Annotated in this window: 10 protein-coding genes; 6 read left to right on the top strand and 4 right to left on the bottom strand. The window is 69.9% G+C overall.

All coding sequences use genetic code 11. The features are described 5' to 3' along the window. The first annotated feature begins 251 nt into the window (after nucleotides 1–251). The 5 genes from AB0F88_RS35490 to AB0F88_RS35470 all read left to right on the top strand — a co-directional run bounded on the left by AB0F88_RS35490 (nucleotide 252) and on the right by AB0F88_RS35470 (nucleotide 6,531). The gene (locus AB0F88_RS35490) at nucleotides 252–857 is read left to right on the top strand and encodes a hypothetical protein (protein ID WP_362694598.1); all 606 of its coding nucleotides are present in this window, start codon (nucleotides 252–254) and stop codon (nucleotides 855–857) included. 650 nt (nucleotides 858–1,507) lie between these two features. After that, the gene (locus AB0F88_RS35485; protein WP_362694595.1) at nucleotides 1,508–2,884 is read left to right on the top strand and encodes a ricin-type beta-trefoil lectin domain protein; all 1,377 of its coding nucleotides are present in this window, start codon (nucleotides 1,508–1,510) and stop codon (nucleotides 2,882–2,884) included. Nucleotides 2,885–3,674: 790 nt separating this feature from the next. Next, the gene (locus AB0F88_RS35480; protein ID WP_362694592.1) at nucleotides 3,675–5,195 is read left to right on the top strand and encodes a condensation domain-containing protein; all 1,521 of its coding nucleotides are present in this window, start codon (nucleotides 3,675–3,677) and stop codon (nucleotides 5,193–5,195) included. A 113-nt stretch (nucleotides 5,196–5,308) separates the two neighbouring features. Next, nucleotides 5,309–5,836, top strand: coding sequence for a VOC family protein (locus AB0F88_RS35475; protein ID WP_362694589.1), 528 nt, complete (start codon nucleotides 5,309–5,311; stop codon nucleotides 5,834–5,836). 68 nt (nucleotides 5,837–5,904) lie between these two features. Further along, on the top strand, nucleotides 5,905–6,531 hold the full coding sequence (locus tag AB0F88_RS35470; protein ID WP_362694586.1) for a helix-turn-helix domain-containing protein: 627 nt from the start codon (nucleotides 5,905–5,907) through the stop codon (nucleotides 6,529–6,531). A 14-nt stretch (nucleotides 6,532–6,545) separates the two neighbouring features. Here AB0F88_RS35470 and AB0F88_RS35465 read toward each other — a convergent pair whose 3' ends face one another. The 4 genes from AB0F88_RS35465 to rhaS form a co-directional block, all read right to left on the bottom strand. Further along, on the bottom strand, nucleotides 6,546–7,973 hold the full coding sequence (locus tag AB0F88_RS35465; RefSeq protein WP_362694583.1) for an L-fucose/L-arabinose isomerase family protein: 1,428 nt from the start codon (nucleotides 7,971–7,973) through the stop codon (nucleotides 6,546–6,548). A 127-nt stretch (nucleotides 7,974–8,100) separates the two neighbouring features. Next, nucleotides 8,101–9,246: an L-rhamnose isomerase gene (gene rhaI / locus AB0F88_RS35460; protein WP_362694580.1), complete on the bottom strand. Its 1,146-nt coding sequence runs from the start codon at nucleotides 9,244–9,246 to the stop codon at nucleotides 8,101–8,103. Between the two features lie 14 nt (nucleotides 9,247–9,260). Then, complete coding sequence (locus AB0F88_RS35455) at nucleotides 9,261–9,578, bottom strand: L-rhamnose mutarotase (RefSeq protein ID WP_362694577.1); 318 nt, start codon at nucleotides 9,576–9,578, stop codon at nucleotides 9,261–9,263. Nucleotides 9,579–9,681: 103 nt separating this feature from the next. After that, nucleotides 9,682–10,770: a rhamnose ABC transporter substrate-binding protein gene (gene rhaS, locus AB0F88_RS35450; RefSeq protein WP_362694574.1), complete on the bottom strand. Its 1,089-nt coding sequence runs from the start codon at nucleotides 10,768–10,770 to the stop codon at nucleotides 9,682–9,684. A gap of 382 nt (nucleotides 10,771–11,152) precedes the next feature. On the opposite strand from rhaS, the gene AB0F88_RS35445 reads away from it, so the two are divergent. After that, nucleotides 11,153–11,734, top strand: a complete 582-nt coding sequence (locus AB0F88_RS35445) for a sigma-70 family RNA polymerase sigma factor (RefSeq protein WP_362694571.1) — start codon at nucleotides 11,153–11,155, stop codon at nucleotides 11,732–11,734. Nucleotides 11,735–11,749: the final 15 nt, after the last annotated feature.

The raw sequence follows: 11,749 nt of genomic DNA, 5'->3' as shown, positions 1-11,749 counted from the left end.
CGGTCGTCCCGGATGGAGGCGATCGGCTCCTCCCCGGCTCGCCGTCCGGCAGCATGATCGCTGAACCGAGGAGGTGCGGGTGGCATGGCGCGGTCGCGCGGGCGCGTCGACCCGAACACCCGCGTGGTTCAACAACGAGGACACGTACGAGAAGAACGGGATCGGAGCGATGCGGTGTGACGAATACCCGTTCGCGTCCACGCGGGAAGGTAAGGCCCGGCGACCCCGCGCTGCGTCTGGAGGTGGGAGAGATGGCGGACCCGGCTCAGGAGTACCCGCTTGAGGATCAGTGGGGCCTGCTGGTCGAACACCGGATCGAGTATCTCTTTCACGGGCTCTGGGTGGAGAGCGGAGACGTGGACGAGGTGAGCGCGCTTCTTCGGGTCGACCCTGACTCGCGGCGGGAGTGCGGCCTCGAGACGGCGACGGAGGCGTTCCAGACCTCATCCGGGGAAATGGTCTGGATGGGCGCGCACTCGGCCGGATGGACGCACGTTCTCGCCCACGGGCTCTACCCGTACCACCCCGCCATACGGAACCTGGGAAAGCGACGCGTCCTTGAGGTCCACTACAACGACCATCTCAGGGAACTCGAACCGGTGAACCTCTACTACGACGGGGAACAGGTCGGCGACGTCACTCCGCCGTACGAGGAAGGCGGATACATAGATCTTCCCGACTATCGGCCGTACACGAGCGGGATCGAGCTCGGCGATGCGCTCGACCTCAGCCGGTGTGTGCACCTCATGTTGTGCATGGTCGGCCGGATCACCGGGCGCTTCCTCGACCGGGAGTGGGTCACTTCCACCAGGGCCCTCCACCGAATCCCCGAAGGGACCTGGCAGGAGTCGTGGTGACGGCTCGGGGGCCGGGGACGGGAGTCGCAAAGGCCGCAATGTCGCGGCCCGGCCGGCGATCTCCTGCGTAGGCGAGGTCTCCGGCGACCCGCAGCATGTGCGGAGCCGCCCGGCCGGGCGGTGACGGCGCACCCGGCGGTGACCACGTACACAAACGCGGCCAAGACCATCCGATCATCCACCCGCCGCCGTCCACCGCCTTACGGCCGATCCGGCCGAAACTATCGGAATTCTGCCGAAATTTCTGGACGGGGCGCAGTGCGCGTGACGGCGGCATTCCATGATCATATTTGGGGGCCACCGCCCTCCGTCCGGCGCGCGATCGACCTGTTCGCCACGAAAGTTTCATTCTGTACGTCGAGGGCCGGCACGAACCTTCCCTGGCCAGCACGCGCGTGGGCACGCCTCACGGGCCCGGCGTCCGGGGCTGCGAAGCAAGTTACTTGACATCCTCGATCAGGTCGTATTTGCTCCCTTGCATTACGCCCCATACAGCGCGCAAACGGCATACCGATAAGTCCTGATGAACGTTGGCGCTCGCACCTCGATTCCGGTTTCGCAGCGCCGGGCATTCGATGCCGCTGATGGAGAGGAACGCAGAACATGTCTTTATCGTCGGCCCGGTCCCCACGGCCAGAGGGAATCGAAAAATGTTGAAGCATAGGTCCGTCCTCGGGGCCGTGGCGCTCGCGGCGGCTTTCGTCCTGGTGACGGGGCATGCGGCGATGAGCAGCGGCAGCGGCACAGGATCCTCGGCGTCCACCGCCGCCGCGCTCGCGGGAACCGCAGGATGCGGAAAGAACCCGACGCTGAGCAGCGGAACACACACCATTCAGTCCAGCGGAAAGAATCGCAGCTTCATCCTGCGGATTCCCGCGAACTACAACAACAACAACCCCTATCGCCTGATCTTCGGCATTCACTGGCTGAACGGCACCATGAACGACGTCGACTCCGGTGGAAGCAGCGGGGCCTCCTGGTCCTACTACGGACAGCGGCAGCTGTCGAACAACACCGCGATCTTCATCTCGCCGCAGGGCCTCAACAACGGCTGGGCCAACTCCAACGGCGAGGACGTCACCCTCTTCGACGACATCATGCGACGGGTGGAGGCGGATCTCTGCGTCGACCCCTCGCTGCGTTTCGCCATGGGGTTCAGCTACGGCGGCGGCATGAGCTTCTCCCTCGCGTGCAGCCGCGCGACGGTCTTCCGCGCGGTCGCGGTGTTCGCCGGCGCGCAGCTCAGCGGATGCAGCGGCGGCAACGAGCCCATCGCCTACATGGGACTGCACGGCATCACCGACAGCGTCCTCAACATCTCGCAGGGACGGGCGTTGCGGGACAGGTTCGTCCGCAACAACGGCTGCACCGCGCAGAACCCGCCCGAGCCCGGCCAGGGCAGCCGGGGCCACATCGTCACCGCCTACTCGGGATGCCGCGCCGGGTACCCGGTCGTCTGGGCCGCGTACGACAACGGCCACACGCCCGCCCCGGTGGACGGGACCTACACCGAGAACGGCGCCCAGACCTGGACCAAGGGAGAGGTGTGGAAGTTCATCTCCCAGTTCCAGAGCACCTCCACGCCCAACCCGACGCCCACCCCGACCGTCACCCCGACGGTCACCCCGACCCCGACGGTCACCCCGACCCCGACGACCAGCTTCCGCCTGCGCAACGAGGGCGCCGGGCGCTGTGTCGACTCCCCCAACAGCGCCAGCGCCAACGGCACCCTGTTGCAGATCTACGACTGCCACACGGGCGCCAACCAGCTCTTCAGCTACGGCTCCGGCAGGCTCCAGACCCTCGGCAAGTGCCTGGACTCCCCGACGAACGCCGGCTCCGGCACCCGCGTGCAACTGTGGGACTGCCACACCAACAGCAACCAGCAGTGGACCTTCAACTCCAACGGCACCGTGACCAGCGGCGCCGGCAACCTCTGTCTCAACGTCACCGGCACCGGCAACAGCTCCACCGTGACCGTCGCCACGTGCAACGGCCAGGCCACCCAGAGATGGACCAGGGCATGACCACCCGCTAGCCGGTGGCAGACGTCGGGTCCAGGCGACTTCGCCTGGACCCGACGCGCTTGTCGCCCGACGCACGGGCGCGCACTCGAACGCCACAACGTCACCCGGCGTTCCCCCGAGGGCGTGGACACCCGGTTTCCTTTCCAGGAGGCGCCGAACCCCGGCGGCGGCTGCCGCCGGTGGTGGCCACGTAACCGATCGCCGCAAGAATCACCGGACCGTCCACCCACTAATCGTCCTGGGGTGAACATCTGATGTGCCACGAAAAAAGAGCGCCCTCCCCGTCTTCCGGTGAGAGACGGCACCGCCGTCAGGGCCGAGAGAGCCGGCCGGATATGGCGGTCCGAGCGGGAAATGATTTCCCCCGGCGCGGGAGGCGATCCCCGGCTTGACCTCGCCTCATATGGCTGGACCGAGGAAGTGCCGGCCCGAGGCCGAAAAGAGAGGAAGCTGAGCACCACCTGACGTCTTGACGCCAACAATGGCGCTCCTTAGCCTTCTTTCACCGATATAAGGAGCGGGACGATCGATGACGAATCCCGATATGACACTCGAGCCGATAATTCAGTCGAATGCCATATCGGCGTACGTCTCGACGGCAACCGTGACGGGCGTCAGGGATCGGGCTTGAACGAGCCGTCCGGCCGCGGCGAGCACCGCCGGCGCGGCGGTCGACTCGTCGGGCCCATCGCTCCCGGCCGGACCACACGTCAGTGATTCTCGGGGAAGCACGCGCCAGGGTCTCGTGCGGTCCCCGTGCGAGGCGGACCGCGATGACCGGTGGTGGTAGGTGAATGACCTGAAGGTCTGCTTCTCGGGTCCCCGGTCGGGGCGGTGGCCCATGACGGTCGGCCAGAAGAACGTGCTGGAGTGGATCAGTCCGGACCTGCCGGGCCCGGCCGACATCCTGTCGACGATGGTACGCGTGCCCCGGGAAAGCACCATGGAGGCGGTCGGCGCGGCCCTGGGCGCGCTGATCGGCCGCCAGGAGGCGCTGCGGACCCTGTTGCGGGACGGCGAGCAGTTCGTGCACGCGTCGGGAACGCTGGTCGTAGAGGTGGTCGAGGCCACGGGCACCGGCCAGGGCTGGTTCCCGCCCGGCCGGGCCTTCGATCCCGCCGTCGACTTCCCGATCAGGGCGGGCGTGGTGACCCGGTCGGGATCTCCGTTCCTGGTCGTCCTGCACGTGTCGCACGTGGCGGCGGACCTGTCGGCGATGACGGTCCTGCGCGCCGAACTCGCCGCGCTGCTGGCGGGCCGGCCGCTTCCGCCCGCCGCGTACCACCCCGCCGACCAGGCCGTCTACGAACGCACCCCGGCCGGGCGGCGCCGGCTGGAGGGTTCGGTCAGGTACTGGGCCCGCCAGATGGCCGAGAAGCCGTTGTGCGCGCTCGGCCTGCCCTTCCGTTTTCCCGGCGCCCGCGGCCATCATCACCTCCTGCTGGGCTCCCGGCCCGCAGCGCAGGCGCTGGCCCACGTCGCGGCGGACACCGGCGTACGGCCGCCGGCGGTCGTGATGGCCGCGTTCGCGTCGCTCCTGACGAGCTGGACCGGATCTCCGGGGTGCCAGCTGAACTGCCTGTGCAACAACCGTTTCTCCCCGGAGCTGCGCGACTACGTCGGCACGGTGGCCCAGGAGACGACCGTCCCCTTCACCGCGTCGCCCTCGTTCCTGCGGTCGGTCTCCCAGACGAACGCCGCGGCCCTGGCGGCGTACAAGTACGGCCGGTACGACCCGGCCCGGCTCTCCGAGGCGAAGGGCGAGGCGGAACGGGCCCGCGGCATGCGCTGTCACCGGGACGTGGTCGTCAACAACACGACCGGTCACTCGCGTGCGATCCTGCCGGGATCCGGCATGGAACCCGGCATGGGCGACCGCGTGTTCGGCGCCCCCGCGGAGTTCGACGTCTACCGGCTGGACGGCACGCTCGGCTGCGGACTCGCCCTCGACGCCCGCCTGGCCACCGCCGACGAGACCGCCGCCATCCTCGGCGGGGTCGAGCGGCTCATCGTCGCCGCCGCCGACGGCGACGTCGATCCGGCCGGCTTCGGCATCCCCCCGGCGGAGCGGGGGCCGGGCTGGGTACGCGCCCGCTCGTGCTGGGTCGACCTCGCCGGCGTCCAGGCCGTGGCGGACGCGGCCCTCGGCCCCGGCGTCGCGCGGATCGAGGTCGCCGGCGACGAGCTCATCGCCCACGTCGGACGCGACACCGACGTCTCCGCGGCCGCCAGGGCGGTGGTCGAGGCGGTCCTGCGCGAAGAACGCCACGGCGTGGTCGCACCCGGCGACTACGTGCGCGCCGTCGGCTGAGAACGATCGGCACGACGACCACCCCGCCCGCGAGACGCGCGGTACGGAGGAGGCTACTAGAATGCAATTCTAGGATTGGCCGGTCTCCCGGCCCCCGACCGCGAGGAGCCCACGTGCACGACGTCTCACCGGAGCTCCGGGCACTTCGGGAACTCGGCGCCGTCTTCGACCACACCGCCGTCGCGGCACCGCGGATCAGGGATCTCCTGCCGGTCTATCGTGACCTGCTGGGCGGGACCTTCCACCGTGGCGGCGACAACCAGCTCGGCGGCTACCGGGCCATGCAGCTCACCTATCCCGGCGGCGGCAAGATCGAGCTGATGGAGCCGCTCGAGGGCTCCACCTTCTTCGACAGCTTCTTCGAGCTGACGCGCGGCCGGGGCGGCGTGCACCACCTCAACTTCCACGTGGCCGACATCGACCTGGCGGTCTCCCTGCTCACCGAGCGCGGCTACCGCCTGCACGGCCTCAACCTGGGCGACCCGAGGTGGCGTGAGGTGTTCCTGCACCCCAAGGAGGCCCACGGCGTGCTGGTCCAGCTCGCGCAGCCGGGTCCGCGCGACTCCGTACCCGTCCCCTCCCTCGACGACGTGCTGGCCGGACACGGATTCCGCGGCAACGGGATTCCCAGCCCCTCCTGAACACGGAACCATCATCGGACAGGACGGGGTCCCGGAGCCTTTCCGTCCGGCGGACAGCGGAGAGGCACATGACACGCAAGCCAGGCGCCTGGGAGTGGAGCCGCACGGCGCAGACTCGTACGAGCATGCTCAGGGCCGCCAGGGAGGTCTTCACCGAGCACGGTTTCGCCGACGCCGGGGTGGCAGACGTCGTCGAGCGCGCCGGGCTGAGCATCGGCAGCCTCTACCACCACTTCGGCGGCAAGACCGAGCTGTTCCTCGCGCTGTGGGAGAAACACCAGGCCGAGCACGAGAAGAACGCGGCCTCCGCGGTGTCGAAGGCCCGCCAGTCGGGCACCCACGACCCCCTGGAACTGTTCGTCGCCGGCGCCCGCGCCTTTCTCGAGGGGTCGTGGGAACGGCGGGATCTGGCCCGGCTGTTCATGGACGGGGGCGGGCCCCCGGGGTTCGAGCTGATGCGCCGCACGCGCGGTCGCGAGTGGGTACGGCAGAACGGTGTCCTGCTCGGCGCGGGCGGCACCTCCCTCGACCGCCTGACGGTCGCCGTCCTGACGTCGGTCATCGGCGAGGCGGGCCGCGAGGTGGCGACCTGCGACAACGAGGCGGAGGCGGAGCGGATCGTCGAGGCGGCGATCGAGCTGATCCGCCGCCTCGACCCGCTGCGCGCCCCCTCGGCGGAGCGGGATCTGGGCTGATCGGCGCCCGCGCCCTACGGCCTCACCTCGATGACGTCGACGCCGATCAGGTCGGCGACCGCGCGCAGGTCGGCGATCCGGTGGCCGGTGCCCAGCGCCCAGTGGTGGGAGATGCCGGTCGCGCTCCACGCGTCGGTCCACTCCCCCGGGTCGCACCCGAAGTCCACCCGCGAGGTGGTGTTGCCGATCCGCAGCAGCGGTCCCCGCACCGTGGTCCCCTCCGAGACCACGAACGCGAACGTCCCGTCGCGCCGCTGCAGCAGGCCCAGCACGGTCACCGGGCCGTGCGCCACGTCGAACTCCACCGACACGCCCCAGCCGCGCTTGCCGTGGTAGACGCCCAGCCCGCGCAGCAGCGGGCGCCGCGCGCTGATCGCCAGGTGGGCCGGGCCGTCGTGCCCCATCTCCACGTGGCCGCGCGCGAAGTCGAGCGCCTGCAACTCGGTGAACGACCCGCCCGCGCCCAGCCGGTCCATGACCAGCATGGCCAGCGAGGTACGCAGCTCGTACTCGCCCACCGCGGGAACGCCCCGGGCGGTCAGCAGGGACGACCCCAGGATCATCCCGGCGCCCAGCCGCTCGTGGATCTCCCCTTCCAGCCCCCGGTGGTAGTAGGCCAGGCTGTCGAGGGCGAAGTCGTCCACCAGCCGGTCCAGGCCGACCGACACCCGCGCCGCCCAGGCGAAGTCGTCGTCCTTGACCGAGCCGTCCAGCTCGAAGACCTCCCGGGCCAGCTCGACGCGTTCCCTGACCTGCGCGTCGGTGACCTTCTCCACCCGTACGCGCAGGTCGTCGAACTCCAGGACCTCCACGTGCCCGCCCAGGTTCACCGGCACCAGCGTCAGGTCGGTGGCCACGTCCAGCATTCCCGGGTACAGGTGGCCCATCAGGCCGTGCCTGCCCCGGCGCAGCGCCGCGCGCACCCCGGCCGCCCGTACCCACCGGCCGATCCTGGCCCAGGCCCGCTCGTCCTCCAGGTATCCCGACACCGAGCGGAACGCGATCCCGGCCCGCAGGAAGGTGTTGGCCATCTCCGGCAGCGGGCAGGCGCCGCAGTAGGCGAGCCACTGGCCGGTGTCGAAGCTCTCGTGGTCCATCGACTCGGTCGGCTGCAGGTTGATCAGCAGCACCGGCGCCCCGCTGCGCTGCGCCACCGGCAGCAGCATGGTCGCGGTCATGTACGTGGTGAGGAAGCCGACGATGATGTCGCAACCGGCCTCGCGCAGCCGCTCCGCCGCGACCGCGCCCTCCTGCGCGTCGGAGACGAACCCCACGTCGACGACGTCGCAGCCCAGCTCCCGCATCCGCTCGGCGACGCGCTCCGACGACCGCCGCAGCTGCGGCAGCAGGTCGGGGAACTGCGGCCAGTAGGCTCCCAGCCCCCCGGCCACGAGGCCCACCTTCGTGCGCGGGGCGGTCATCCGGTCGAGCGCGGCGGTCATGACGTTCTCCTCTCACACCCCGGCTTCGCGAAGGGTGCCGGACGCGGGGGCATCAGGCGCGGGGGCATCAGGCGCGGGGGCATCAGGCGCGGGGGCATCAGGCGCGGGAGCGTCGGGCGCGGGGGCATCAGGCGCCCCAGCCCGCCTGGGCGCCGCCGACCCGGTCCGCGGCGATCTTCTCGAAATAGCCCGACCTGGCGTACGCCGCCATCGGGTCGGGGTCCAAACCCAGCTCGGCGCGTACCTCGGCCAGCAGGGGCCGCACGTCGGTGTTGTAGGCGTCCATGACGACCGCGTTGGCTCCCAGCACGTCCCCGGCCGACTGCGCCCTCGCCAGCGCCTCCCGGTCCACCAGCAGCGCCTTGGCCGTGGCCTCCTGCACGTTCATCACCGACCGGATCTGCCCGGCGATCTTCGGCTCGATGTTGTGGCACTGGTCCAGCATGAACGCGACGTCCTGGGTGAACCCGCCCCCGCCGATCACCTCGACCATGATGCGGAACAGCTGGAACGGGTCGGCCGCCCCCGCCATCAGGTCGTCGTCGGCGTAGAAGCGGGAGTTGAAGTCGAAGCCGCCCAGCTTGCCCTCGCGCAGCAGGAACGCCACGATGAACTCGATGTTGGTGCCCGGCGCGTGGTGTCCGGTGTCGACCACCACCTGTGCCTTGGGGCCAAGCTTCAGGCAGTGCGCGTACGCCGTCCCCCAGTCGGGCACGTCGGTGGCGTAGAACGCGGGCTCGAACAGCTTGTACTCCAGCAGGAAGCGCTGGTTGTCGCCCAGCCGCTCGTACACCCGGCCCAGCGCCTCGGCCAGCCGGTCCTGGCGGGCGCGGATGTCGTCCTGGCCGGGGTAGTTGATCCCGTCGGAGAACCACAGCTTCAGCGTGTCGGAACCGGTGGCGTCCATGATGTCCACGCAGTCCAGCAGGTGCGCGAGGGCCTTGGCCCGCACCCGCGCGTCCGGGTGGGTCACGCTGCCCAGCATGTAGTCGTCGTCCTGGAACACGTTGGAGTTGATCGCCCCGATCCGCACCCCCAGTTCCGACGCGTGCGCGGCCAGCGCGGCGTAGTCGTCGACCCGGTCCCACGGGATGTGCAGCGCCACCTGCGGCGCCACCCCGGTGAACGCGTGCACCTGCGCGGCGTCCGCGAGCTTCTCGAACGGGTCCCTCGGCACCCCCCGCTGCGCGAACACCTTGAACCGCGTGCCCGAGTTGCCGTACGCCCACGACGGGGTCTCGATGACCTGCCCCCGCAGCGAATCCTTGATCATGAATCGGTCCCCGATCAGTTGAGGTGGAAGACTTCCTCGAGCGCGACCATGCCCTCGTCGGGGCGGCCGTCGAGGCTCTCGAAGAACGGCGCCATCTCGGCCTGCCACCGGGCGTTGACCTCGGTCGCGGCCATGGCCTCGCGGGCGGCCTCGAAGTCCTCGGTCTCCAGGTAGCCGACCAGCAGCCCGTCCTGGCGCAGGAAGAGCGAGTAGTTGTGCCAGCCGGTGGCGCTCAGGGCCTCGAGCATCTCCGGCCACACGGCGCGGTGGCGCTCGCGGTACTCCGCCAGGCGCTCCGGCCGTACCTTCAGCAGGAAGCAGACGCGCTGCATGGGCTGGCCTTCTCTCTGGGCGCGGCTCGCGTCCTTCCGGGTACGAACCGCGCCTTCCCGGGCGCGGCCCGCGTCCTTCCGGGCGCGGGCCGCACCGATGACGTCAGAAGTCGAACTGGTCGATGTTGGAGGCGTCGAAGGTGAACGGCGGGCCGAGGATGATCTCCCCGTCCTTGCCGATCGTCCGCTCGCCGAGCTTGCCGGCCTTGAGCACCTCGCCCTCGGCCCCGGTGATCTGCCCCGAGGCGAGCGCCGCCGCCGCGTACGAGGCCAGGTAGCCCAGGTCCTTGGGGTTCCACAGCGCGAACTTCTCGACCGTCTTGTCCTTGATGAACTGGCGCATCTGGTTGGGGGTGCCCAGCCCGGTCAGCACGACCTCGCCCTTGTACTTCGAGCCGGAGATGTAGCGTGCCGCCGCCGAGATGCCGACCGTGGTCGGCGAGATGATCCCCTTCAGGTCCGGGTACGCCTGCAGCAGGCCCTGGGTCTCCTGGAAGGACTTCTGGTCGTCGTCGTCGCCGTAGGCGACCTTGACCAGCTTCATGTCCTTGTACTCGGGCTTGCCGAGTTCGTCCTTCATGAACTCGATCCAGGTGTTCTGGTTGGTCGCGTTCGCCGTCGCCGACAGGATCGCCACCTCACCCTTGCCGCCGATCAGCTCCGACAGGAGCTTCACCTGGCTGCGGCCGATCTCCTCGGAGTTGGCCTGGTTGATGAACAGGTCGCGGCACTCCTTGGAGGCGTCGGAGTCGTAGGAAACGATCTTCGTCCCCTTCGCCCGCGCCTGCTGCAACGGCCCGCACACCGCGTTGGCGTCGTTGGCCGCGATCAGGATCGCGTCGTGCCCCTGCTGGGTCAGCGTGTTGATGTACGACACCTGCGAGGAGGCCGACGCGTCGGAAGGGCCGACCTCCTTGGCCTCCGCCTTGAACTCCGCGGCCGCCTCGATCCCGGCCTTGTCCACGATCGTCTCGTACGGGTTGTTGATCTGCTTCGGCAGGAAGGCGATCTTCAGACCTTCCTTGATCGGCGCGTTCGGGTCGGCCTTCGCCGGGGCGGAGGACGCCGGGGCCGCCGGGGCGGCGGAACTCGCCGAGTCCTTGGTGGTGCCGCCACCGCAGGCCGCGAGCGCGAGCGCGAGCAGACCGGCCACCATCGCGGCGGGAACAGACCTTCGCGAAACAGTGAACATAAGCGCTTCCTCAAGAAGGGGGGGGTGGTTGGACTCCTACGAAAAAACGATTTAACCGGTTGAGCTGGACAGTAGAACCAAGCTCCGCCAGGTGTCAATGGCACATGAACGTGCCGTTTCCTTAGCGTTACACGACATCCACCGCGGGCGACCCGGCTCCCCCGGGCAAAACCGCCGGGTCCCGCCGGGTCCACGACCCGGCAGCCGGGCCGCCATCCGTTGCCACGTTTTAATCTTCCCGGCGCCCGGCGGGGCGTGGCACGGCCGGGAACTCCCCGTTCGCGGCACACCGCCGTGAGGTTCGCCGCACGCCGCCGTGAGATTCGCGGCACGCCGCCGTGAGGAGAGAACCCTCACCCTCGCTCCGTGCGATAGATGAGATGTGAGCCTTTTCTCCCCATGGCGGCGGGATCCTCCCCCTGTCACCGCCGAGAGCGACGACGCGGAACTGATCGCCGCGATCGCCGCCGAGAGCATGGCCGCGCTGCGCATCCTGCACCGGCGGCACGCCCCCTGGTTGCGGGCGCGCCTGGCACGCCGCTGTGCCGACCTCGACGCGGTGGACGACGCCCTCCAGGACACCTTCATGGCCGTCTGGCGGTCCGCCGCGCGCTTCAGCCCGACCGGCGGCGACGCCGCCGGGTGGCTCTGGACGATCGCGATGCGCAGGCTGGTCTCGGTGCTGCGCGGCCGCGGGGCGCGCTGGATCGGCCAGGGCCACGACCTCGACGAGGCGCGGAGCACCGTCGAGTCGGCCGAGGACCTGGTCCTGGTCCGCGTGGAGCACGGCGACCTCGACGCGGCGATCCGCAGGCTCACGCCCGAGCTCCGCGCGGTCATCCAGGCCACCGTGCTCGACGGCCTCACCGTCAGGGAGGCCGCTCGACTCCTCGGTATCCCCGAGGGCACCGTCAAGACCCGCGCGATGCGCGCGAGGGCGCGTCTGCGAAAGGACCTGGCATGAGCGTGCACGGCGAGC

The organism is Streptosporangium sp. NPDC023963 (genome assembly GCF_040639135.1).
Lineage (GTDB): Bacteria > Actinomycetota > Actinomycetes > Streptosporangiales > Streptosporangiaceae > Streptosporangium.
This window is presented reverse-complemented; position numbering and strand designations above follow the sequence as displayed.

What these genes read in the sequence shown, in the direction of transcription:
- AB0F88_RS35490 (WP_362694598.1), top strand. Translation starts at nt 252, where the DNA reads ATGGCGGACCCGGCTCAGGAGTACCCGCTTGAGGATCAGTGGGGCCTG.
- AB0F88_RS35485 (WP_362694595.1), top strand. Translation starts at nt 1,508, where the DNA reads ATGTTGAAGCATAGGTCCGTCCTCGGGGCCGTGGCGCTCGCGGCGGCT.
- AB0F88_RS35470 (WP_362694586.1), top strand. Translation starts at nt 5,905, where the DNA reads ATGACACGCAAGCCAGGCGCCTGGGAGTGGAGCCGCACGGCGCAGACT.
- AB0F88_RS35465 (WP_362694583.1), bottom strand. Translation starts at nt 7,973, where the DNA reads ATGACCGCCGCGCTCGACCGGATGACCGCCCCGCGCACGAAGGTGGGC.
- rhaI (WP_362694580.1), bottom strand. Translation starts at nt 9,246, where the DNA reads ATGATCAAGGATTCGCTGCGGGGGCAGGTCATCGAGACCCCGTCGTGG.
- AB0F88_RS35455 (WP_362694577.1), bottom strand. Translation starts at nt 9,578, where the DNA reads ATGCAGCGCGTCTGCTTCCTGCTGAAGGTACGGCCGGAGCGCCTGGCG.
- rhaS (WP_362694574.1), bottom strand. Translation starts at nt 10,770, where the DNA reads ATGTTCACTGTTTCGCGAAGGTCTGTTCCCGCCGCGATGGTGGCCGGT.